The following is a 22,476-nucleotide window of genomic DNA, read 5'->3' on the forward strand; positions in this document are numbered from 1 at the left end:
TTGCGTTCGCCCGATGTGACCAACGATGCTGACGGTGCGCAAGCAACGGGCTGCAGACCGTGACCGCGCTGTCCCAACTCAGTACATTCGCAAGGAGAACGCAGCATCATGAACGTGATCACCAACATCGTCGCCGGTCTCGCCCACTTCCTCGGCTGGCTGATCTGACCGATCCGACGATCGGACCCGGGGCCCGCCCCCAGGAGTCACGCGGCGCCGCTTCCCCAGTCCCCGGGGAGGCGGCGCCTTCGCGTCGTCGTGTCTCGGTCGCTTCACGGCCCGGTGACAGTCGCGTCCCCGGGTGCCGCGTGGCCCGCGGGGGCGGCTAGCGTTCCGGTTCGCAGAGTTCTTGCACCACGACTCGCACCACGACTTCGGGGGTATTTCGCGTGATCACGAACAACGGCGGCCGGGCCCGCGGCGGCGCGTCCCGCAGGCAGCTGCTCCGTCTGGCCGGGGGCGGCGTCGGGCTGTCGCTGCTCGGCGCGGGAGCGGTCGGCTGCGAGGAGGACGTGGCGGACGGCACGGGAAGCGGCACGCCGAAGCCCTCCGGGAAGGGGGACGGGAAGGGGGACGGCAACCCCGACGCGGGCGCTTCGGGGGACGGCGGGGTGCCGAAGCCCTTGTGGACCGAGACCGCCGCCGTGCACCCCGGCACAGGCGACGGCGGTCTGATCGCCGTCTCGGGGCTGGTGCTCACCGCCGGGAAGCCGATGTCCGCCCGTGACGGCGCCTCCGGCAAGGAGAAGTGGTCGCTCCCGGACGGCACCGTACCCACCAGCAAGCTGCTGGTCGCGGGCGGGCGGCTGTACCTGCCGAGCGCCGAGTACGACAACAGCGTGATCGGTTACGACCCGGCCACCGGCCAGGAGAAGTGGCGCAGCCGCGCGGGCAAGGGCTTCCGGCAGCCAAGGGTCATCGCGGTCGACGAGAAGCACGTGTACGTGATCGCCGGGATCCTGGAGAAGGACTTCAGTTCCGAGCGGAACGTCATCGCCGCCCTCGACACCGGCTCGGGCCGTGCCGTCTGGCAGGAGCAGCGCGACTTCGGCACCGAGGAGACGGGGATCACCGCCGCCGTGCACGGCAACCGGCTCGTCTACACCGACTTCAAGAAGAACCTCACGGTCCGCGACACCGCCACCGGCAAGCAGGTCTGGACGCAGAAGACCGACAAGACCAACTTCAAGGGCTTCGCCGTCCACGAGGGCCTGGTGATCCTGGCGCAGGGACGCGAGCTCCAGGCGTTCGCGCTGTCCGACGGTGCGAAGAAGTGGAAGCTGGAGGCCGGCCGCTTCGGTTCGTTCCGGCAGCCGGGCGTGGTGGACGGCGTGCTCTACGTCGCCGACAGCTCCCGCACGCTGTGGGCGGTCCGCCCGGCGAGCGGCGAGAAGATCTGGCAGAGCGAGGACATCGCCGAGGCCGACGGCAAGACCCCCTGGCAGTACGCCGGGGCGGGCGGCACGCTCTACGCGGCGACCGAGCTCGACGAGAACGGCGGCGTGCACGCCGTCGACGCGGCGAGCGGCAAGCTCCGCTGGACGTTCAACGACGGCAGCGGCGACTACCACAAGTGGCTCGTGGCCACCGACGGCGAGCGCGTCTTCGCCCTGCACGGCAAGAAACTGCACGCGCTGCCGCTCTGAGCGCGTCCGGCAAGGGAGCGGGGGTCCCGGAGCGGGCGTCCGGCAAGGAGAGCGGGGGTCCCCCAGCGGGCGTCCGGCAAGGAGAGTTGCACCATGGGGTTCCGGCTGTTCCGCATCGCCATACCGCTGGCGGCGGTCGCGTGCCTGTTGTGGCCCGCGCTGCTGTCTTACACCTTCGTGGCGGGTGAGCGGGCCACCGCGCAGGTCGCCGAGTGCCACCGGGGAGGCAGCCGCAGCCCGTTGAAGTGCTCGGGCACCTGGCGCACCGAGGGCGGCGAGCGGGGGTCCGGCGCGATCTACGGGCTCGGGCGGGACGACGCGGGACGCTCCGTCGAGGTCCGCGTCGGCCCGTTGGGCCCGTACCACCCCGGGGTCAGGGCCGCGGCGCTGCCCGTCGTGCTGTCGCTGTTCATGCTGGTGGGCTTCGGCGGCATGACGGTGCACCAGCAGCGGGCGCGCAGGCGCGTGCGCCCGCTGCTGGCGCAGCCCGCGCAGCCCGGGGATCTGCTGACCGTCACCGGCAGGGGCGCAAGCACCGCCGACGGGCGGCGTACGGCCTCCGTGGTTGCGTTGCCGCGGCCCCCCGCGCCGGTCGCGAAAGGAGTGCGGGCGGCGTACTGGGATGTCCGCGACGGTGCGGGACAGCCCGTGTGCCGGGTCGAGAAGCGCCGCACGGGGAAGGCTCTGCCGGAGCTGCTGGTCCAGGAACCGTCCGGCGCCGGGTATCTCATCCGCCCTGCCGAGCAGGGCCCGCGCGGCACGTACTCGCTGCTCACGTTCGACGGAAGGCCGGTGGGCACCGTCGGGCTCCACGAGGGTGCGAAATGGGGCGCGTACGAGTTCAGGGACCTGCACGGCGTGGTGTGGGCCCGTACCGTCTGCCGTATGCCCGAGTGGGTGCTGCGTCTTGAGCCCGGCGCCCCGGCGCCCTTCCCGGTCCTCGCGCTCGCGTTCACCACGGGGCAGCGCCGCCAGGTGAAGTAGGCGGGGTCCGGCGCATCGGCGGCCCGGGGTCCAGCGCATCGGCAGCCCGGGGTCCAGCCCCTGCGGCCCGGGGTCCGGCCCCCCGAGCCGCCGCTACGGCTGGGGCGCCCTGGCGTCGTAGCGCAGGAAGCGCCGCCACTTCAGCGCGAGCAGCCCCACCGCGGCCATGCACGCGAGCCCGCCCCCGGTGATCGCCACCGTCGGCGAGGTGAGGTCGGCGACGGAACCGGCGAGGAAGTCGCCCAGGCGCGGGCCGCCCGCGACGACCACGATGAACACGCCCTGCAGCCGCCCGCGCATCTCGTCGGGCGTCGCGGCCTGCAGCATCGTCGAGCGGAAGACCATGGAGATGGTGTCGGAGGCGCCGGCGAGTGCGAGGCAGAGCATGCCGAGCCACAGCTGCCGGGTCAGTCCGAACGCGGCGATGAAGCCTCCCCATCCGACGACCGCGAGCACGATCGCGAGCCCGTGCCGGTGCACCCTGCCGAGCCAGCCCGAGAACACACCGCCGAGCAGCGCCCCGACGGCGAGCGCGCCGACGAGCAGCCCGGTGGTCGTGGCATCGCCGTGGAACCACACGACCGCGACCGCGGGCAGCACGGCCCGCGGATGCGCGAGGACCATCGCGCACAGGTCGGAGAAGAAGGTCATCCGCAGGTTCGGGCGGGTGGCGAGGAAGCGCAGGCCGTCCAGGACCGAAGCGCGTCTTTTTCGGGAGTCCTCCGAGCGGTCCGGCTTCATCGACGGCAGCCGCCACATCGCGTAGAGCGCGGCGGTGAAGGCGAGCGCGTCGATGAGGTACGCGGCCTGGAACCCCCAGACTCCGACGACGAGGCCGCCGAGCATCGGGCCCGCCATCATCCCGGAGGTGGTGGTCATCGAGCCGAGCGCGTTGGCGGCGGGCAGTTGCTCGGGCGGCAGCAGGCGCGGGATCATCGAGGTGCGCGCCGGCGAGATGATCGCCTGGCACAGGGCCTGCAGCGCCACGATCGCGTACAGGAACCAGACGCTGTGCCGCTCCGTGATCGCCGCGGCGGCGAGCGCGAAGGAGAGCAGACACATTCCGGTGGAGGCGTACAGACCCAGCTTGCGGCGGTCCACGGTGTCCGCGATCGCGCCGCCGTACAGCCCGAAGACGACCAGCGGGACGAGTGAGAACAGGCCGACGAGGCCGACGGAGAAGCTGGAGCCGGTGATCTCGTAGACCTGCAGCGAAATGGCGAGGGCCGTCATCGCCTGGCCGGTCCAGGAGACGGTGTTGCCGATCCACAGGCGGCGGTAGTCGGCGGATGTGCGCAGCGGGGTGAGGTCGGCGAGGATGCGGATCCGGCGACGAGGGGTGTCGGTCGGCGCACTTCCAGGCGTATCGTCCGGTATGTCGTCTTCTGCGGTACGGCTCTCGCCGTCGGATCGGGCACTGGTCACACGGGATGGTAACCCCCGCCGCCCCGAGCACCCCCTACACCGCAGCCCCCTCCGAGACCGCGGAGGTCCACCCGTCCGGCCGCTCCCCGCCCGGCCCACCTCAACGGGCGGGCGCCCACGGCCGCGCACAGGATGCGGAACAGGGCCGTCGTCCGGCGGCCCGCCACGGTCGGTGCTCTCGGGAGGAACCCGCAATGACCGTCAGCCTGGAGCAGCTCCGTCGCTGCCATATCGCCGTCGACCTGGGTGCCGCGCGGACCCGGGTGTTCGTGAAGGGCGTGGGCCTCGTCGTCGACGAGCCCTCCGTCTGCGCCGTCAACACCCGTACGGGAGCCCTGATCGCGGTCGGCGAGTTCGCCGAGCGGATGACGGGCCGCACGCCCGGGTACATCCGCGTCGTACGTCCGGTCTCCGGCGGAACGGTCGTCGACATCGAGATGTGCCGGCGGATGCTGGGGCACCTCCTCGACGACAAGCTGCGCCGCACCCTGCGCCGCAAGCCGCGCCTGCGGGCGGCCGCCTGCGTCCCGCACGATGCCGATCCGCTCGCCCAGCGCGCGGCCACCGAGACGATGATCGGGCTCGGCGCCCGCCGGGTCGAGCTGGTGGACACGCTGATCGCGGCGGCGGTCGGCTGCGGGCTCCCGGTGGAGCGCGCCGAGGCCACCATGATCATCGTCTGCGGGGCGGCCACCACCCAGGTCGCGGTGCTCTCCATGGGCGCGATCGTGACGGCCGACCGGATCCCGGTCGGCGGCGACGCGATCGACCACGCGGTGGTCCAGCATCTGCGCCAGCAGCACGAACTGATGCTGCCGAGCCAGTCCGTACGCCCCCTGCAGCTCGCCCTGAGCGGCAACGGCCTCACCGCGCAGGGCCCCGAGTGCACCGAGATCCACGGCCGCGACGTGGCCACGGGGCTCGCCCGCTCGGTGCAGGTGCGGACCGCGGCCGTACGGGACGCCATCCACACCCCGCTGACCGCGGTGCTCGACGGCATCGGGCGGGTGCTGCGCGACTGCCCGCCGGACCTCGTGGCCGACCTCGCGGACCGCGGCATCATGATGGTCGGCGGCAGCGCCCGGCTGCCGGGCCTGGACCAGATGCTGCGCGATGCGACCGGGATGCCGGTGAACATCGCCGAACGTCCCGATGTCTGCTCGATCCTCGGCCTCGGCGCGATGCTGGAGGGCCGCATCGAGCCGATGCAGCTCAACCCGCTCGCCGACTGATCCGCCCCGACCGCGGGCGGGCGCGAAGCCGGCCGGAACGGTTTCGCGGGCCCGCCCGGGCGGGTGGCGGCCGGGCCGCAAGCGGTTCCCGGACGGGCGGCCGGGCCGCGGTCGCTTTCCGGACGGGCGACTGCCCGGTGGGCGACGTCCGGGAGGGCAGCCTCCGGAGGGGCGGATTCCGGACGGGCGGATTCCGGGCCGATGCGGGGAGAATGCCGATGCGGGGAGAATACGGGCATGAGGAACGGCGGCGGCACAGGCGATACGCGGACGGGGCCCGGCACCTCCTTCGAGCCCCTCCTCGAAGCCGTCCTCAGCGTCGGCGCCGATCTCGAACTGCGTGCCACGCTGCAGCACATCGTGGACGCGGCCACCCACATCACCGACGCGCGGTACGGCGCGCTCGGCGTCGTCGACCCCGAACAGGACCGGCTGACCGAGCTGTTCACCTGCGGCATCGACGAGGACACCCGCGCCGGCATCACGGAACTCCCCCACATCGACCGCGGCGTGCTCGGCGCGGTCGCCGCCGCCTCCGGGCCCCTGCGCCTCGACGACCTGAGCAAGCACCCGTCCTCCGGCAGCATCCCGGAGGGCCATCCGCCGATGCGTACGTTCCTCGGCGTATCGGTCCTCGTCCACGAAGAACCGTTCGGGAACCTCTACCTCACCGAGAAGCGCGGCGGCCCCTTCACGCTCGGCGACGAACAGGCCCTGCGGGTCCTCGCCGCCCAGGCGGGCATCGCGATCGGCAACGCCCTCCTCTTCGAGAACGCCCGCCAGCGCGAACGCTGGATCGAGGGCGCCGCCGCGGTGACCACCGCACTCCTCGGCGAGGACACACCCGACGATGCCCTGACGGTCGTCGCCGAACAGGCACGCAAGCTCGCCGATGCCGCGGCCGGGGTGATCCTGCAGCCCACCCCGGACGGCGGCATGGAGATCGTCACGGCCTCGACCTACGGGGACCCGGGCGCCCTGGTCGGCACGGTGATCCAGCCGGGCAGCCCGGTCCTCACCCAACTGCTCGGCGGCGAGCCGGTGTTCGTCGAGGACTCGGCCACCGACCCGCGGATGACCACGTCGGTACGCTCCCGTTTCGGCCCGAGCATGCTGCTCCCGCTGCAGAGCGACGGACGCCTCATCGGCACGCTCGCCCTGCCCCGCAGCCGTGGCGCCCGCCGCTACACCGCGCTGGAGCGCCGCCTTGCGACCCAGTTCGCCAGCCAGGCCGCACTCGCCCTCGTTCTCGCCGAGGCACGGGGCAGCCGGGAGCGGCTCGCGGTCTTCGAGGACCGCGACCGGATCGCCCGCGATCTGCACGACCTCGTCATCCAACGGCTCTTCGCCACGGGGATGATGCTGGAATCGGCCCAGCGCAGAGCCCGGTCCGAGGAGGTGGGCGACACGATCGGCAAGGCGGTGGACGAGCTGGAGTCCACGGTCCAGGAGGTCCGCACCACGATCTTCGCCCTCCAGCAGCCGCCCGCGGACGCCCCGACCACCTTCCGCGGCAAGGTGCTGCGCGAGGCGGCGGGCGCGGCGGCAAGCACGGGCATCACACCCTCGGCCCAGTTCAACGGCCCGGTGGACACCGCGCTCGACGAGGACACGGCCGACCGGCTCCTGGCGGCGCTGCGCCGCGCGCTGGCCCAGACCTCCCGCCGCTCCGGCCTCTCCCGTATCGCGATCACGGTCGACTGCGAGGCCGCGCTCGCGGACGGCCGCGCGGCCGTCCGCCTCACGGTCCACGACGACGGCGTACCGGACCGTGCTGACGCACCTGAGGGCGGCACGACGGTGACGTGGCAGGCACCGCTCTAGTGCCGCGTCAGGGAACCTTTGCCCGTCAAGGAGCGGCGTCCGGTGCGTGCTCTCGGCGTGCGGACCGGAAGTCCTCGTACTGGACGTACTCGGGCTTTCGGCACGTGCGGCGAGAGTGCGTGCCGGGCGTCGCGACGGGGCAAAGGTTCCCTGATGCGGCACTAGGCTCGGCGCAAACACGGCTCCGGGCGAGCGCTGCTCCAGGATCCGGCCGACGGTGCCGGGCTGCGCGCCCCGTTCCTCAGACGCCGCCCACGAGCTGCGAAAGCCGTGGGGCGAGCCACGGCCGCCGCCCTCCGGCCCGCATCCGGCCGCTCACGACGGCCTTCCAGACCGGCATGCGCTCGAACGACACAAGGAGGAACGTGACCGGATCGACCGTGATCCGGCAGTCGTAGCGGCGCGGCGGCGCGTCCCTGACCACGGTCAGCTCGCCGCCCTCGACGAGCACGGCCAGGCGCGGCCCGCCCTTGACCGCCAGATCGAACGCGATACGTACGCCGCGCGCCTTCTCCCGGTCCGTCGTCAGCGCCATCATCGTCGGCATCATCTGCCCGAGAACGAGGCGGGCGTGATCCGGTTCGACCGTCCAGGGCACCCCGGCGCCGCGCGCGAAGTCGAGGCCGTGCACGAGGCTTTCGCTGAGCACCACACCCGTCAGTGCTCCCAGCGTGAGCGTGACATCGGGCCCGTACCAGGGGATGGGGACCTCGGTATCCGGGGCGAGCCCCTCGGTGGCGGCCAGGAACCGCTCCCCGCGCCGGGCCAGCACATCGGCGAGACCGGCTCGTTCCTCCGGACCGATCAGCTGTACCGACGCGGCGTTCAGCTGCGCGATGCGCTCACCGAACGAACTGCCCTCCCCCTGAGGCATCACCTCGCCCCAGGGCACGGCCTCCTCACCGAAGACCGAACCACAGGCCAGATACACCGCCGCGAGATGCGCCCCCACGTCCCCGACCGACCACCCCGGCAGCCCCGAGGCCACCCCCGGATCGGGCGCCGCCTTCACCATGCCCGCGACGCGCTCGATGACGACGGCCAAGGCGGTACGGGTACGGGTGTGCTCAACCCCGGCGTCGAACCGCGCGACACTCTCCACCCCGACTCCCCCTGAAATCCCCGCGCTTGAGGCGCGATGACGACTGATGCCCCGACAGCCCCGACAGCCCCGACAGCCCCGAACGCTACCGCCCGGTAGCCACGGTGGACAGGGTTTCGCCGCCACGGCCTTCAGACCCCGCCCCCCCGCAGCCTCGCCCCCGGTCTCGACACCCGCCCCGGCGCTCTCGAAGTCGATCTTCTCTCGCACCCCGCAGTCCGGGCACGCCCAGTCGTCCGGCACCTCGGCCCAGGGGGTTCCCGCCGGGAAGCCCTCCCGCGGAAGACCGAGCTCCTCGTCGTACACGAAGTCGCACACCGGGCAGCGGTACCTGCTCATACGGCCGCTCCGTACCGCTCCCGCTTGCCCGGCTGCACATTGGCAAGGCGTACGTCACCGCCGTAGTGCGCGAGCACCCGGTGGTCCATCACCCGGCGCCACAGCGGCGGGAAGTAGGCGAGCACGATCATCCCCGCGTAGCCGGTGGGGAGTTCGGGTGCCTCGTCGGCGTGGCGGAGCGCCTGGTAGCGGCGGGTGGGGTTGGCGTGGTGGTCGCTGTGGCGCTGCAGATGGTAGAGGAAGACGTTGGAGGCGACGTTGTCGCTGTTCCAGCTGTGCCGCGGGGCGCAGCGCTCGTAACGGCCCGTCCCGGTGCGCCCGCGCAGCAGCCCGTAGTGCTCGGTGTAGTTGATGACCTCCAGGAGGCAGAAGCCGAAGGCAGCCTGGAAGAGCAGATACGGCAGGACCCCCGGGCCGAAGGCCACGGCGAGCGCACCGAACAGGACGACGGACATCGCCCAGGCGTTGAGCACGTCGTTGTGCGGCGTCCACACCCTCCTGCCCCGGCGGCGCAGCCGCCTGCTCTCAAGCCCCCAGGCCGACAGCAGACTGCCGTACACGGTCCGCGGCAGAAAGCGCCAGAAGCTCTCGCCGAGGCGGGCGCTCGCGGGGTCCTCGGGGGTGGCCACGCGGACGTGGTGGCCGCGGTTGTGCTCGATGTAGAAGTGCCCGTACAGCGTCTGGGCGAGGGCGATCTTCGACAGCCAGCGCTCCACGGACTCCTTCTTGTGCCCCAGCTCGTGGGCGGTGTTGATCGCAATGCCCGCGACGCCGCCGAGGGTGACGGTCAGCGCGATCCGGTCCGGCAGGGACAGCCCGCCGGCGGTCAGCAGCCAGCAGCCGAGGACAAGGCCGCCGTACTGCAGGGGGAGATAGAGATACGTGCACCAGCGGTAGTAGCGGTCCTGCTCCAGCCAGGCCAGAGCACTGTCGGGCGGGCTCGCCGCATCCTTGCCGATCAGCTGGTCGACCACGGGGAAGACCACGTAGAGCACGATGATCCCGGTCCACCAGAAGACCCCGAGGCCGGTCAGCTCCACCAGGCCCCAGGAGAGGAACGGGAACGCGGGAATGATCAGCCCCAACAGCCAGTAGTAGCGCTTGGGATCCCGCCAGTCCGGCTGGGGGGTCGCCGCTGCCGCCGCCATGAAGGCCTCCTCGCCAAGGAATACACCTGGGACACCAACTGTCCAGTAGTTAGACAGTTGCCCGGATGAGTGTCAACGCTCCGGACAGCTTTCGGTACGAGACCGAGCGCGCCTAAAGTGAAGGAACCATGAAGCAATACCGACAGGCCGTTCGAACTCTGCTCCGCGACCAGGTACTTGACGCCGCGTACGCGCTGGTCACCGGTGAGGGGTGGGGCAGGCTCAGCGTGGCCGCAGTGGCCCGTACGGCCGGAGTCAGTCGGCAGACCGTCTACAACGAGTTCGGATCGAACGCGAAGGACGCGATCGGTCTTGCCCTGGTGGAGCGCGAGGCCGAACAGTTCCTGCTCGGCATCCGGCAGGAACTCGACAGCAACCGGGCCTCGTTGGAGGCGGCAGCGCGCGCCGGGGTCGGCCACGTGCTGCGCCAGGCCGAGGACAATCCCCTGATCAAGTCGGTGCTCACAGCGGCGCGCGGCGGCGAGGACGACGAACTCCTCGCCTATCTGACGACCCGCCCCGAACCGGTCTTCGACACGGCGACCGCCATGCTCGAAGCCTACGCGGCCGATGCCTGGCCGGATGTGGACGCGGACTCACGCAGCCTGGCGGTGGAGACCATCGTCCGCCTCACGGTCAGCCACATCGTCCAGCCCGTGACGTCCCCGGAGGCCAGCGCCCGCCGCATCGCGGTGATCACCACGCGCATCGCGTATCCCTGGGGCCCGAAGGGGCGCTGAACCCACGGCGGGCCGGGAGGACGACGCCGCTGCCTGCCGACCGCCCGACCGGCATCGGACCCGCCAGGCGGCGCGGGCGGACGGCGGCGCGTGCGGACGGCGGCACAGACGGGGTACGCGCGGCGGCACGGACAACGGCGCCGACGGCGACTGTCCGGGACACGACATGTCCGGTCCCTGCCAGTCCACGGGCCTTCCGCCGGACTGCCGGTGTCATTTGAATGCTGAACAGCCAAGGCACACCGAGCCTGAAGACCTAGAGGAGTCAGTACGGATGAAGCGTTCCATCCTGGCGACCCTGGCCGTCGCGTCGCTTGCGACCATGTCCCTCACCGGCGCGACAGCCGTCCACGCGGCCACCCCCGGGACAGCCGCCGTCACCACCTCGGTCACCCCGTCCGCGGACGTCTCGCACCTGCGCGCGCAGTTCAACGCCCACGTCGCCGGCCTCGATCTCGACGCCGAGACGCGGGCGGCCGTCGAGGCGGCGGGCGCGTCCGACGAGGCACTCGTCGCGGCCGCCACACAGTCCCTCACCCAGCTCACGGGCATACTCACCGACGCCGGCGTCGACAGCGAGTGGCCCGGGGCCATCGATCCCGGCGACTACCAGTGCTCGACCACGGACTTCCGCGAGTGGGCGGGCGGCCAGGTCGCGCAGATCGACCCCGAGTCCTGGGACTGGTACCGCAACGGCTTCCTCGGTCTGTCTCCCGACCTCCTGGTCCAGTACTGGGCCCTGATGCGGACGCCCACCGACCCGCACGAGACCGCGCTCGGCCCCGACGGAGCCGACACCGACGAACTCGCCCGCACGTTCCTGAGTCTGCAGCGCTTCTGGGACGTCGACACCAGCAACGTCGGCCTCGTCTCGCTCGACGGCAAGATCCTCGGCCCCGACGCCTCGGCCGACCGCCAGTTCGTCTACGCCGGGATCGCCAAGATCAGCCCGCTCGCGGCCATCTTCCTCGAGCTGGGCGTCGAGGGCGGTCTCGGCTCGGGCATGCTCGACGGGTTCCCGGGCGGGGTCGACAACCCGATGTTCTCGCTCAACGCCTTCGCGATCGACCCGGATCACGCCGGTGACTCGAAGGAGATGCTGGAGACGCTCGGCATCACCCGGCGGGTGGCGATGGGCCAGGGCATCCTCCAGATGTGGGACGAGATCGGCCTCGGCCGGGTCGGCGGACGCGCCGTGCTTGCCCACGAGTTCGGGCACCAGGTCCAGTACGACAACAACCTCTTCGAGACCGACATCACCGACGAGGCCGAGGCCACCCGCCGCACCGAGCTGATGGCCGACGCCTTCGCCACGTACTACACGGTCCACAAGCGCGGCGAGGCCCTCAACAAGGCGTACACGCTGCAGAATCTGGAGACCTTCTACAACGTCGGCGACTGCAGCTTCGCCAACCCGGGCCACCACGGCACGCCCAACCAGCGCTACGGCGCCTCCGTCTGGGCGGCCGACCTCACCAAGGGCGAGGACAACCAGGGGCACATCCTCCCGAGCATGACGTTCGCCGACCGCTTCGAGCGGGCACTGCCCGAACTCACCGCCCCCGACGCGAACTGACGCCCTCTCTCCCTCCGGGGCGGTCTCCACGTGAGACCGCCCCGGCCCGCGGGGCATCCGCCGGGCCGCAGCCACGGCGGTGCATCCTCCGCGCCGCATCCGAGGTGGTGCATCCTCCGCGCCGCATCAACCGTGCCGCAGCAACCGCGGTGCACCCGCCGCAACGCACCGGCCGCCGGGTCACACCCAGCCACGTCTGGCGATCTGCAGTCCCAACTGGAAGCGGTTGTCCGCCCCCAGCAGCTCCTGCAGCCGGGTGACCCGGCGGCCCACGGTGCGTTCGGACACGCCGAGCTCCCGTGCGATCGCCCGGTCGGTGAGACCGATGCTCAGCAGTCGTACGAGCGGCCGGAAGTCCTTCTGGCCGTCCACCACGAGGGCCTCGTCGGCGAGCGGCATCGACAGCTGCCAGTACGACTCGAACACGCTGCGCAGCCCGGCGACGAGCCGGGGATTGCGGATTCTGGCGGCGTGCACCTCCTTGTCACCCTCGGAGGTGACGTTGGCGGACACCACGTCGTCGACGATGACGAGGTTGATCGGAACGCCGGGAAAGGCCCTCGCCTGCTCCCCGGCCGCCATGCACGTCCCCACCACCTCGATCGCCTCGGGCGATTCGAGCAGTCGGCTGTCGTACACGGCCCTGACCTCGACTCCGCGGGCCAGCGCATCGAAGAGGCCGACCGCCACGGCGATCGGCCGACCACTGCTCGGAGCCACGGTCAGCGCGTCGATCCGCCGGCTCGCGGAACCGATCAGGTCCGCGTACTCCTGCAGCGCGATCGCACCGGTCGAGATATCGACACCCACGTCCGTGCGCTGCGACGCGTTCCACACATCGGTCAGTTCCTCACCGATCTCCCGGATGCGCGCCGCCAGTTCCGTGTACGACCGGGCGGCCGCCTCAAGGGGACCGCGCGGCGCCCTCGCCTCGACCATCCCCCCGGCCCGCGCGACGAGACCGGCGCGCAGCAGCGGTCCCACAACCCGCTCGTCCACCTCGGCAAGCGGCAGCCGCCCACCGGTGGCCAGCCGCACGTAGAGGGCCCGCGCCTCTTCGTCCAGCCCCACAGGCCCCTGGCCCGCGGACTCGGCCGGGAACGCGCGGGTCAAGACGTTCCTCCCGAGAAGGCGTTGAGTGGGGCAGGCGGGCTCGTGGCCGCTTCAAGGCCGTGACTCTACATCAGCAACCACAGGCCCGAACCGCCCGCTCCGCCCGCCTCGCGCACCCAAGAGGACGCGCGCGGAAGCCGGATGACCTCACCGGGTTGTGGCCGGGAGGCCGGATCCGGCTCACTTCCTGGTGAAGGTACCGAGACCGGTCGTGTCGAGGTTCTCGACCCGGACCTTCTCGGCGCGGCCGCCGGACCCGATCGTGAAGGTCACGCCGGAGCGTCCGACGGCGTTCTCGCCGGTGGTCCGGTAGCTGAAGGTGTCGCCGTCGTAGTGGCGCAGGGTGAACTGCTGCCTGTACGGCCCCAGTTGCATGGTGAGCCGGTCACCCCGGATGCCGATGGTCAGCGGACCGTAGTAGTCATTGGCGTACGTTCCGGTGTAGGCGCCGTCCGCCCGGGCGGGGGCGGGCCGTGCCGGGGGCTTCGTGTAGTCGACCGGGGAGCGCTCTCCGCGCGCCGCCTGCTCGAGCAGCGGGCCGAGGAAGGCCAGCCAGTCGACCGTCGGCCCGCCCGCCCGCGCGGTGTCGAGGAACTCCTCGACGATCGCCTCGGGTACGCCGACGGGCGAGCCGTTGGTGAGGACGACGATACCGAGCCCTTCCGAGGGCAGCAGTGAGACGGCGGTGGCCGCGCCCAGCGCGAAGGCACCGGAATGGCCGAGCTTCAGCCTGCCCCCGTCGTCGTAGCTCACGTTCCAGCCGAGCCCGTAGAACCCGGTCCGGCCCGCCGGCGCGTGCGGTGGCTGGGAGACGATGTGCGGCAGATGGGTCTCCGCCAGCGCGGCGCCGTCGACGAGCTGACGCCCCTCGAAGGTGCCGTTGCCCAGTTGCAGGCGCAGCCACCTCGTCATGTCCCGGGCCGTGGAACTGGCGCCTCCGGCCGGGCTCTGGGCGTCCGCGTCCCGTACGTGCTCCGCCTTCCAGGTGCCACCGGTCTTCACATGGCCGACGGCCTTGTTCCCGGCCTTCTCGTAGTCGGCGAAGGAGGAACTGGTGGAGTCCATGCCCAGCGGCCGGTACAGCTTCGCGGCGGACAGCTCCTCCCAGCTGGTGCCCGCCGCCCGCGCGACGGCGACCGCGGCCTCGGTCAGACCGAAGTTCGTGTACGCGTAGTGGGCGCGGAAGGGGGCCAGGGGTTGGTCCCTGAGGTGTTCCAGGATGTACGAGCGGTCGTAGCCGAGGTCCTCCAGGAGGTCTCCCGCGTGGTCCGGCAGCCCGCTGCGGTGCGAGAACAGGTCGGCCAGGGTGACATGGCGGGTGACCCAGGGGTCCTTGAGCGCGAAACCGGGGCTGTGCTCGGTGACCGGGTCGTCCCAGCCGACGGTCTTCTCCCCCACGGCCGCGGCGACCACGGTGGACGCGACCGGCTTGGAGACCGAAGCCAGCTGGAAGACGGTGTCGGGTCCGACCCGGTCCTTCGCACCGGCCTTCCGCACCCCGTAGCCCTTCAGATGCAGCACCTTGTCGTCGTACACCACGCCCACGGCGACTCCGGGCACACCGGTGCGGCGCATGGCGTCCCGTACGACGTCGTCGAGCCGGTCCACCGCGGTGTCCACCTCGGCGCGTGTGATGCCCGGCGCCGGCTGGGCGGGCGGGACGGTGGGCAGCGGCGACTCCTCGGCCGCGGGTCCGGTGGCGAGGGTGTCGGCGCTGTCGGGGCCTGTGCAGCCGCCGAGGAGGAGTGCGGCCAGGCTCAGTGCGGTGGCCGTGGCCGTGGCCGTGCGGCGACGGGAGCGGCGAGTGCGGCGGGAGAGCGTCCGGGCGAGGCGGGCCATGCATTCCATGGAAAGTGCCTGCCCGCCCCTTGTCGCATCGGCGAGCCATTCGGAGGACCCGGAGGAGAACCGGACCCGCGAGAACCGGACCGACGAGAACCGGGCGGCCCGCGAGGACCGGACCCGCGAGAACCGGACCCGCGAGGGCCGGGCGGCCCGCGAGAAGGGCCATCGCGCTACGCCCGTTCAGAGGCAAAGTTTCCGCCACACGGACGCGCGCCGGTGTGGTACGCCTCCCGGGCGCGGTCACCGGCCCCCACAGTGCCCGCATGACTCATACCCGCAAGGCCTGGATGTGCGTGGCCGCGCTTCTCGCCTTGACCCTCAGCTCCTCTCCCGCCCTCTCCGCGACACCGGCGTCCGCACCGACCTCCACACCGGCGTCTACACCGCCGCCCGGCCATCCGCAGCACGCCTGTACGGCCACACCCGAGCCGCACGGCCAGGCCCGGAAGATCGCGAGGATCGTGCGCCGGACCCACCAGGAGCTCGGGCTGAGTGCCGCACTGGCCAAGGTGACCGTGCACGGGCGCGAGGTCGTCACCACCGCCACCGGCGAGACGATGACCGGCGTCCCCGCCACCGCCGACATGCACATGCGGGTCGGCGGTGTGGCCATCGGCTATCTGACCACCGTGCTGCTGCAACTCGCCGACGAGGGCAGGGTCGGCCTGGACGAGCCGGTCTCCCGGTGGCTGCCCCGGCTGCCGCACGGCGACAGGATCACGCTGCGTATGCTCGGCAGTTCTACATCGGGGCTGTACGACTACGTCCCCGACCCCGGATTCCTCAAGGCCGTCCGCGACGACCCGTTCCGGCAGTGGACCCCGCGTGAGCTGGTCGCCATCTCCACCAGTAAGCCACTGTGGTACGAACCGGGCACCAACTGGAGCTACTCCCACGCCAACTTCGTACTCCTGGGAGCCGCCCTGGAGAAGATCACGGACACCCGGCTGGACCGGCTGCTCGAGCAGCGCATCATGCGGCCGCTCGGCCTGCGTGAGACCCGTAACGCCTTCACTCCCCGGATGCCGCGCCCGGTGCTGCACGCCTTCAGCGACGAGCGCGGCACATTCGAGGAGTCCACCTTCTGGAACCCGTCCTGGACGATCGCGCCCGGAGCGGTGCTGACCTCGGACATCTGTGACGTGGCCCGTTCGGCGCAGGCCATCGGGTCGGGTGAACTGATCTCAAGGGCGGCGTACCGCACGCTCCTGAACCCCGGCACCGTCGGCAAGGGAGGACCGACCGAGACCTGTCCCGCCACGGTCTGCCGGGCACAGACCGAGGCCGCCCACTACGGGCTCGGGATGGTCGTCAGGAACGGCTGGGTGTTCCAGAATCCGGTGTTCGGCGGCTACGGCGAGGTGATGGCCTATCTGCCCGAGCAGGGCGTGGCGATCGCGGTGGCGACGACGACCGGCCCCTCCTCGCCCGGCGGCAACACCGCGGAGGAAATCGCCTCCCGCATCGCGGCCATGCTGACACCGGACCACCCGCTGTTCGGCTGATACGAGGACGGACTCAGGACTTGCGGATGAGCATGGTGTTGTCGTTGGCCGGGTACCCGTACATGTGCCACTGACAGTCCATGGACTTGTACTGGCTGACCACCGTCCAGCCGGTCGGAACCTGGAACAGCCCGCAGATCGTTTTCGTGGTGCCCTTCCGCAGACCCGTGAGTTTCACCAGCCCGACCTGGTTGTGGTATTCGCTGGTCCCACGGGTCCGGTTGCAGTCGAAGGTCGACGAGTACCTGGTGATGTGGAACCCGGTCGGGACAGGGCTGTAGGTGCACGCGGACACGGTGCCGCCGGCGTCCACGCCGCTGGTGTCCGTGATCCGCTTCGTGTTGTACAGGCCACCGCCGGTCGAGCCGCACCGGAAGCTGTCCCAGTACTTCACCTCGATCCATCCATCGGGTGTGCGCGTCCAGCCGCACACATCCTTCGCCGTCGCGGCGCCGGCCGTGCCCGAGGACATCGATGCGCCCAGCAGTGACGCGGCCAGCACCACGGCGGCGCGCTTGTACAGGTTCATCACATACCTCCGGTTGTCGAACTCACTGGTCTTCTCGGACATGTGGGACTGCGTCTGAGGGGGCCTGTACCGGCTGGGGCCGGCCCTGAGCCGTCCCCTCGGCCGCGTACAGCCCCTCCCGACAGGTGCGAACGAACGTATAGGCTCCTGGCTCGCCGGGAGTCTCAGATATGTCTCAACTGCCCGTGCCCGGGACGGAACTTGGGCCCGCGGACGCGACAGGGGCACTGGACGGGGGGGCTACGTGACACGGAGCGCCGGATCGGGGAACGTCCGGGAGACCGGCAGCCACGAGGGGGGTGCGCAGCGGAGGCTGGCCCACGAACTGGCCAGAGCGGCGGCCGCCTGTCCGCTGGTGAATCTCACCGGGCCGCTCGGGGTCGGCAAGACCCGGCTGGCCCGTTCGCTCGACGCCCAGCGCATCGACCTGTCCCGCCCACATGCCTCGGACGACCTGCGGGAGGCCGTGCGCGAGGCCGGCCGGGGGCCGCTGGTCCTGGACGGCGTCGACGGGCGTACGGCGCTGGAGTGCGCCGCGTCGGTGCTCGACGAGGCTCCCGCGGGCCACCGCCCCGTGGTCCTGCTCAGCCGAAGACCGTTGAGGGCGGCCGAGGGATGGGGCGGGGGCGATGTGGTCACCCTCACCGTTCCGCCGCTGACCGACGACGGGATCGCGGCGCTCGCGGGCCGGTCGGGCATCGAGGACCAGGCGGCGCGGGACGTCGTCGTCCGGCTCGCCGGCGGCATCCCTCTCCTGGCACGCGCCGCCTGCCGGGCGTTGCACGCCGGGACCGCGCCCACCGCGCTCGGAGCGGTGGCCGACGAGGTGAGCGTCGAAATCCTCCGGCGTCTCGCACGCGAGCTGCCGGGGCACCGCAAGACCCAGACGCTCCGGCTGCTCGCCACCGTCGGCGCGGCGGACGAGAAACTGCTGGCCTCGGGCCCGGAGTTGTTCACGGAGCTGGCCGGGCTCAGCCTGGTGAACCGGTCCGCCCTCGGACTGACCGTCGCCGAGCCGTACCGCGCCCTGCTCGACATGGCCTACCGGTGGCGGCGGCCGGACCAGCACGCCGCGCTGCTCTCACGCGCGGCGCGGTACCGGGGCAGGATGCTCACCGCGCCGGCTTCCCCCGAACGGCGAGCCGAACTGACGGAACAGTCCATGTTCCTGGCCGGTGACCCCGTCATCCGGCAGACGCTCTTCCCACCCGGCCGCCCGCCCGCGCCCATCGGCGCCGCCCGGCCGTGCGACGCCGACGACATCGGCCGCCTGATGCACGGCTGGGCGTCGCTCAAGGGCTTCGACCAGCGCCGGACGGAACGACTGGTCGCCCAGTGGCTGGACGACGACATCACCGGGTTCCGCCTGGCCCGCGACGCGGACGGACAGCCGATCGGGCTGACCAGCCTGATCCCGGTCCGGGAACAGACCCTGCCCGGGATGGAACCACTGCTCCAGCAGCACGCCGAGAGCCTGGTGGCGGACGGCGACCGCGGCGGGCTTTTCCTGGGGGCGGCCTTCTGCCCCGAACCGGCCATCCACGCCCAGCTGCTGCGCCACATCCTGCGGCAGGCGGTCACGGTCGGTCGGCTGGTGGTGTCCACCGCCGACCCCGGCTACCACCGGCTGCTCGACAGCCTCGCCTTCCACCGCCACGGAGGCATCCGCGACGACATCTACCGCTGCGGACGCGCCCCGGAGGTCTACAGCAACGACTTCACCGGCGCCGCACTCCCCGCCTGGCTCCGCCGCCTGGGCGCCACCGGCACCGTCGACGGACCCGTCGCGGCACACGTGGCCGAAGCACTGTCCACACTGCACACCCCCGGCGAGCTGGCCGGCAACCCACTGCTGACCGCCCCGCACACGGCGACGGTCCGGGCGCTGCGCGCCTGGCTCGAAGAGGCTGTGGACACCCTGGCCGCCGGCCCCGGGACGGCCGACGCCGAAGCCGGACGCATCCTGCGCGCGTACTACCTCGACCGGTCGGGAACGCACTGGCAGGTGGCCCGCAGCCTGCACATCAGCCGCGCCACGTACTTCCGGCGCCTGCGGCGTGGTGTGGCGGCGCTGGCCGAGCGGCATGGCGGCTGAGGTACGTGGCGCGCGCGGCCCTGCCCATCGCGCTGCCCGTGGGCGGCCTGCACCCGCTCGCAGTAGCTGACAGAGGAGGTGCCCGTGGCTGGCAACCCACGCAACGGGCGCCCCTACCGCCGAATCTCCGCCCCCATCCGAGCCCGCGGAGCCCCCTGCCGGATCTGCTGCCGCGACATCGACCGCACACCCGACCCCCGGGACCGCTGGTCCCGGACCCTCGACCACGCCATACCGATCAGCCTCGGCGGCATCACACTTCAGCGGCACGCCCGAGTGATGAGGGCCTGCCTGCCGCCATGGCCAGGCCGGCGTGTGGTGCATGGAAGGTCCCCCGTCGCTACGGTATGGCCTCTACAAATGAAGGGGGTTGTGGTGGCGAGGTTTGGTGCACGGGCTGCCGTTGGTGCGGGGGGCTCGGCAGCCGAGCCCCTGGCGGCGGGGCACGGGGTGCACTCGGTGTTGGTGGAGTTGGAGTCTGCGCGGGCCGGTTCGGCGGATGACCTGTCGGATGTGGTGCAGGCCGTGGAGGAGGCGGTCTGGCGCCTGGACCGGGTGGAGAGCGCTGTGCTTGGTGCTCACGCCCGCCCGATGATGCTGTTGATGTTCCGGGCAACTCGCAGGTGATGCTGAGCGAGCCTGCATTCGGATGGCGCCGGGCGCTTCGTCCTGCCCGACGCGGGGGACCGACGGTGATTTACCAGTGTGGAATGTGCTGGTAGATCAAGCAGTAGGAACAGCGCGCCAGTTCAGCGGGGGCAGAGGGCGCGGCGTGCGCGCCCAAGAGTGTTCTGCGCATCCGCCCCGTACACGGCGGACTCCCGCAGCGTGTCCCACACCCGCTGGTACGTCGCCACAGAGTCCGCGTCGTCCAGCCACAGCTCGGCATGCCAGTCCTCCACGACCACGCGCCGGTCGTCGTAGATCCAGAACGCATTGCCCGCGTAGATCTTCAGGGACGCGGAGAACGGCACGATGCCGAACTCGACGGTGTCCAGGCCGATGACGCTGGTGAGGCGATCGAGCTGCGCGGCAAGCACCGAGGGCGGGCACACCAGAGCGAAGCAGGCCGCTTCCCACATCAGAATCCGATACGTCCGGCCCGGTTCCCACAGTCCTTCCTGCCGACGGATGCGGGCGCGTACCGCTTCGTCGTCATCGTCGAAGAGGAGCCGGGCAACCAGCCGCGAGTCGAACAGCCAGAAGTCCTCCGCAGGCAGGTGCAGCTCGTCGGCCTGGACGCGGGACAGGTTGCGGATGTCCTCGCCGACGGCGCAGTTCCGGGCAGCGTTGCTGCGGAGGTACAGCTGCCCGGGGGTGATCGGGTCATCGACCAGGCGCACGCGCTCGAACCGCTTTCCCTGCCCGGTCTGAACGCGGACGTTGCGGCACCAGTCGTCGTCGTAGTCCCAGTCGATGGGCCGGCCGGCTGCGAACTGCTGCCACTCCGGAGTGGCCTCGTCGCTGGCGAAGCGTCGGCGCGTCTCCAGTCGCCAGGCCGTGTGGGCGAAGGTGGTGAACAGCCGGTCGAACTCGTCGGCCCCGTTGATGACGCGCGGCTCGTCGTCCCGGGGACCGAAGTCGACGAGGGTGTTGCGGGGTACGACGACGGCGACCTCGCCCTCGTTCAAGTGCTGGAGTTGGGCAAGGTCGATGGGGTCGGTGAGCGGCGGCCCATGGACGATGACCTCTCCGGATACCGCGAGATCGCGACCGCTTTCCTCCGCGTCACCCCCACCCCCGGTAACCCTCACCACAAGGAGGCGTAGCCATGGCCGCGAGCCGGTACTGCTGCCGCTGCGACAAGCCCATCCTGCCCGGCCAGGCATCCGCCAAGGTCGACAGGTTCTCGGCCTCCGGCGGCGGCATCACGTTGTACGAGCACACCGAATGCCCGCCCCCTCAGCGCAACCTGCCGGTCAGGCGGAGGCCGCGATACCGGCTCGTGAATTCGTCACCGTCACCGTCACCGTCACCGGGGCAAGTTGGCCGCCTGAGTTGATCGAGTGTTGTTCGAACTCGATGAAGAGTCAGGCGCGTACGTCCCGCTGCTGCACTTCCTTGAGGACCGCCGCCACTGTGGCGAAGTCGTTGTCCACGTGGAGCACCGTGTGACCGTGATGGACCGCTGTCGCACACACCAGGAGATCGATGGCTCCGGCGGAGCGACGTTGCCCTCGCTGGGTGAGCTTGTACTGCGAGGTGTCGACCCATCGCCACGCGTTCTTGGGGACCGGCGAGAACTGGCAGAGATCATCAAGTTCTTCGGCCAACTCGTCGCGGTGGGCCGGACTGGTGGCCGAATAGAGGAACTCCACCCTTGTGGGCTCACAGACATGGAACACGCCGGCGGCGATGTGCCCCTCCCAGGGCCGCAACGCCCCCGGCGTACGGAAGAGGTACCAGAGGGCGGACGTGTCGAGGAGGTACGTGATCACTCGAAGGCTGCCCGCCGGGCGCGCTTGGCAGCGGCATGCGCCGCAGCCGCAGCCTCGAACTCGCCCCGCTCACCCCGCGCGGCCAGGTTCTCGGCAGCCTCCAACCGCTTGATGCGCGCCACATAGTCCCGCAGTGCCTCGTTGACGGTCTCCTTCTTCGTCGAGGCACCCATCAGCCGCATCGCCTCGGCCAGCGCCTCATCATCGAGATCGATCTGGGTAACAGACATACCGGCCACCTACCACTGCGAGTCCATGATGTACATAACCAAAATACATCACCAACATTCCTCGCGACAGCTCATCACGCACGGGGCAGACGTGACCCGACCGCCGAGCGGGCGGCCACAACGCACAAGCGGCAAGCCACGCACGCAACGCCCCTCCCCCACCAAACACCCGCATCCCGAACAACAGGGCTGTCGCCGGGAGAACAAACGACGCGGATGTTCGGCACAGGTGGGGGCGCCCTCCATGGAGGGCGTGGGACCGCGCCACAACGCTCTCTCAGACAACCGCCACAAAAGGCCAGGTCAGACACATCTGAAGTGCACTGACACGCCGCAACAGCGGGTCAGTACCGCACGGCGCGCGGCTGGTACCGCACGGAAAACCGCCGCGAAATCCACGTTTCCCCAGGTCAGAACGATTCTGCCTGGGGATCTCGGTGGGGCGGGTGGGACTCGAACCCACGGCCGACGGATTATGAGTCCGCTGCTCTAACCGGCTGAGCTACCGCCCCGTAGCGGCGTGTCGCGCACATCTGTGCGCGCCGTCTGCCGCAGCATAGCCGGTCATACGATCTCCCGCGTCGGATGACCGGCTCTGCGCACCGGACATGAAAAAGGACCCCCTCAAGGGGTCCTCTTCCGGTGGCTCTCCCGACTGGACTCGAACCAGTAACCTGCCGGTTAACAGCCGGCTGCTCTGCCAAT

General features: G+C 71.1%; 17 protein-coding genes, 1 tRNA gene and 1 pseudogene. 8 read left to right on the top strand and 11 right to left on the bottom strand.

Annotated features, from left to right (window positions below):
- Positions 1 to 392 precede the first annotated feature (392 nt).
- Together ACLF6P_RS13995 and ACLF6P_RS14000 are read left to right on the top strand one after the other, a co-directional pair.
- A complete protein-coding gene (locus ACLF6P_RS13995; protein WP_415950578.1) occupies positions 393 to 1,646 on the top strand; it encodes a PQQ-binding-like beta-propeller repeat protein in 1,254 nt (417 codons plus the stop codon).
- Between the two features lie 93 nt (positions 1,647 to 1,739).
- Positions 1,740 to 2,630 (top strand): hypothetical protein, encoded by an 891-nt coding sequence (locus ACLF6P_RS14000; RefSeq protein ID WP_415950559.1) that lies wholly within the window; start codon positions 1,740 to 1,742, stop codon positions 2,628 to 2,630.
- A 93-nt stretch (positions 2,631 to 2,723) separates the two neighbouring features.
- Here ACLF6P_RS14000 and ACLF6P_RS14005 read toward each other — a convergent pair whose 3' ends face one another.
- The gene (locus tag ACLF6P_RS14005) at positions 2,724 to 4,007 is read right to left on the bottom strand and encodes an MFS transporter (RefSeq protein ID WP_415950579.1); all 1,284 of its coding nucleotides are present in this window, start codon (positions 4,005 to 4,007) and stop codon (positions 2,724 to 2,726) included.
- A gap of 242 nt (positions 4,008 to 4,249) precedes the next feature.
- On the opposite strand from ACLF6P_RS14005, the gene ACLF6P_RS14010 reads away from it, so the two are divergent.
- Positions 4,250 to 5,287: a rod shape-determining protein gene (locus tag ACLF6P_RS14010; RefSeq protein WP_415950560.1), complete on the top strand. Its 1,038-nt coding sequence runs from the start codon at positions 4,250 to 4,252 to the stop codon at positions 5,285 to 5,287.
- A gap of 237 nt (positions 5,288 to 5,524) precedes the next feature.
- Entirely contained in the window at positions 5,525 to 7,111 is a 1,587-nt protein-coding gene (locus tag ACLF6P_RS14015; protein WP_415950561.1) for a GAF domain-containing sensor histidine kinase, read from the top strand.
- A gap of 241 nt (positions 7,112 to 7,352) precedes the next feature.
- On the opposite strand, the gene ACLF6P_RS14020 is transcribed toward ACLF6P_RS14015, so the two are convergent.
- The 3 genes and pseudogenes from ACLF6P_RS14020 to ACLF6P_RS14030 all read right to left on the bottom strand — a co-directional run bounded on the left by ACLF6P_RS14020 (position 7,353) and on the right by ACLF6P_RS14030 (position 9,700).
- Positions 7,353 to 8,213 (bottom strand): maleylpyruvate isomerase family mycothiol-dependent enzyme, encoded by an 861-nt coding sequence (locus tag ACLF6P_RS14020; RefSeq protein ID WP_415950580.1) that lies wholly within the window; start codon positions 8,211 to 8,213, stop codon positions 7,353 to 7,355.
- A gap of 210 nt (positions 8,214 to 8,423) precedes the next feature.
- Positions 8,424 to 8,552: pseudogene (locus ACLF6P_RS30215) on the bottom strand (rubredoxin); the annotation flags it as partial.
- Positions 8,549 to 9,700, bottom strand: a complete 1,152-nt coding sequence (locus tag ACLF6P_RS14030; RefSeq protein WP_415950562.1) for an alkane 1-monooxygenase — start codon at positions 9,698 to 9,700, stop codon at positions 8,549 to 8,551. The pseudogene ACLF6P_RS30215 and the gene ACLF6P_RS14030, both read right to left, overlap by 4 nt.
- A 128-nt stretch (positions 9,701 to 9,828) precedes the next feature.
- On the opposite strand from ACLF6P_RS14030, the gene ACLF6P_RS14035 reads away from it, so the two are divergent.
- Positions 9,829 to 10,440: a TetR/AcrR family transcriptional regulator gene (locus tag ACLF6P_RS14035; RefSeq protein WP_415950563.1), complete on the top strand. Its 612-nt coding sequence runs from the start codon at positions 9,829 to 9,831 to the stop codon at positions 10,438 to 10,440.
- Between the two features lie 274 nt (positions 10,441 to 10,714).
- Positions 10,715 to 12,016 (top strand): hypothetical protein, encoded by a 1,302-nt coding sequence (locus ACLF6P_RS14040; RefSeq protein WP_415950564.1) that lies wholly within the window; start codon positions 10,715 to 10,717, stop codon positions 12,014 to 12,016.
- Positions 12,017 to 12,196: 180 nt separating this feature from the next.
- Here ACLF6P_RS14040 and ACLF6P_RS14045 read toward each other — a convergent pair whose 3' ends face one another.
- Together ACLF6P_RS14045 and ACLF6P_RS14050 are read right to left on the bottom strand one after the other, a co-directional pair.
- A complete protein-coding gene (locus ACLF6P_RS14045) occupies positions 12,197 to 13,129 on the bottom strand; it encodes a helix-turn-helix transcriptional regulator (protein WP_415950565.1) in 933 nt (310 codons plus the stop codon).
- A 180-nt stretch (positions 13,130 to 13,309) separates the two neighbouring features.
- Positions 13,310 to 14,977 (bottom strand): serine hydrolase, encoded by a 1,668-nt coding sequence (locus ACLF6P_RS14050; RefSeq protein WP_415950566.1) that lies wholly within the window; start codon positions 14,975 to 14,977, stop codon positions 13,310 to 13,312.
- A gap of 260 nt (positions 14,978 to 15,237) precedes the next feature.
- On the opposite strand from ACLF6P_RS14050, the gene ACLF6P_RS14055 reads away from it, so the two are divergent.
- A complete protein-coding gene (locus ACLF6P_RS14055; RefSeq protein ID WP_415950567.1) occupies positions 15,238 to 16,479 on the top strand; it encodes a serine hydrolase domain-containing protein in 1,242 nt (413 codons plus the stop codon).
- Positions 16,480 to 16,492: 13 nt separating this feature from the next.
- On the opposite strand, the gene ACLF6P_RS14060 is transcribed toward ACLF6P_RS14055, so the two are convergent.
- The gene (locus ACLF6P_RS14060) at positions 16,493 to 17,050 is read right to left on the bottom strand and encodes a hypothetical protein (protein WP_415950568.1); all 558 of its coding nucleotides are present in this window, start codon (positions 17,048 to 17,050) and stop codon (positions 16,493 to 16,495) included.
- Between the two features lie 202 nt (positions 17,051 to 17,252).
- On the opposite strand from ACLF6P_RS14060, the gene ACLF6P_RS14065 reads away from it, so the two are divergent.
- Positions 17,253 to 19,103 carry a hypothetical protein gene (locus tag ACLF6P_RS14065; RefSeq protein ID WP_415950569.1) on the top strand — a complete coding sequence of 617 codons (1,851 nt, stop codon included), beginning with the start codon at positions 17,253 to 17,255 and terminating at the stop codon, positions 19,101 to 19,103.
- 749 nt (positions 19,104 to 19,852) lie between these two features.
- On the opposite strand, the gene ACLF6P_RS14070 is transcribed toward ACLF6P_RS14065, so the two are convergent.
- The 4 genes from ACLF6P_RS14070 to ACLF6P_RS14085 form a co-directional block, all read right to left on the bottom strand.
- Complete coding sequence (locus tag ACLF6P_RS14070; protein ID WP_415950570.1) at positions 19,853 to 20,857, bottom strand: DUF6879 family protein; 1,005 nt, start codon at positions 20,855 to 20,857, stop codon at positions 19,853 to 19,855.
- 276 nt (positions 20,858 to 21,133) lie between these two features.
- Positions 21,134 to 21,541 carry a PIN domain nuclease gene (locus ACLF6P_RS14075; RefSeq protein ID WP_415950571.1) on the bottom strand — a complete coding sequence of 136 codons (408 nt, stop codon included), beginning with the start codon at positions 21,539 to 21,541 and terminating at the stop codon, positions 21,134 to 21,136.
- A complete protein-coding gene (locus tag ACLF6P_RS14080; protein WP_415950572.1) occupies positions 21,538 to 21,771 on the bottom strand; it encodes a type II toxin-antitoxin system VapB family antitoxin in 234 nt (77 codons plus the stop codon). Before ACLF6P_RS14080 ends, ACLF6P_RS14075 begins: the two co-directional genes overlap by 4 nt.
- Positions 21,772 to 22,209: 438 nt before the next feature.
- Positions 22,210 to 22,283 (bottom strand) — tRNA-Ile (locus ACLF6P_RS14085).
- Between the last annotated feature and the right edge of the window lie 193 nt (positions 22,284 to 22,476).

The organism is Streptomyces lothianensis, assembly GCF_047779955.1.
Taxonomy (GTDB): Bacteria; Actinomycetota; Actinomycetes; order Streptomycetales; family Streptomycetaceae; genus Streptomyces.

Excerpts from the sequence above, each read along its gene's own strand:
- ACLF6P_RS14000 (WP_415950559.1), top strand. The coding sequence starts at position 1,740 with ATGGGGTTCCGGCTGTTCCGCATCGCCATACCGCTGGCGGCGGTCGCG.
- ACLF6P_RS14010 (WP_415950560.1), top strand. The coding sequence starts at position 4,250 with ATGACCGTCAGCCTGGAGCAGCTCCGTCGCTGCCATATCGCCGTCGAC.
- ACLF6P_RS14015 (WP_415950561.1), top strand. The coding sequence starts at position 5,525 with ATGAGGAACGGCGGCGGCACAGGCGATACGCGGACGGGGCCCGGCACC.
- ACLF6P_RS14030 (WP_415950562.1), bottom strand. The coding sequence starts at position 9,700 with ATGGCGGCGGCAGCGGCGACCCCCCAGCCGGACTGGCGGGATCCCAAG.
- ACLF6P_RS14035 (WP_415950563.1), top strand. The coding sequence starts at position 9,829 with ATGAAGCAATACCGACAGGCCGTTCGAACTCTGCTCCGCGACCAGGTA.
- ACLF6P_RS14040 (WP_415950564.1), top strand. The coding sequence starts at position 10,715 with ATGAAGCGTTCCATCCTGGCGACCCTGGCCGTCGCGTCGCTTGCGACC.
- ACLF6P_RS14050 (WP_415950566.1), bottom strand. The coding sequence starts at position 14,977 with ATGGAATGCATGGCCCGCCTCGCCCGGACGCTCTCCCGCCGCACTCGC.
- ACLF6P_RS14055 (WP_415950567.1), top strand. The coding sequence starts at position 15,238 with ATGACTCATACCCGCAAGGCCTGGATGTGCGTGGCCGCGCTTCTCGCC.
- ACLF6P_RS14060 (WP_415950568.1), bottom strand. The coding sequence starts at position 17,050 with ATGTCCGAGAAGACCAGTGAGTTCGACAACCGGAGGTATGTGATGAAC.
- ACLF6P_RS14080 (WP_415950572.1), bottom strand. The coding sequence starts at position 21,771 with ATGTCTGTTACCCAGATCGATCTCGATGATGAGGCGCTGGCCGAGGCG.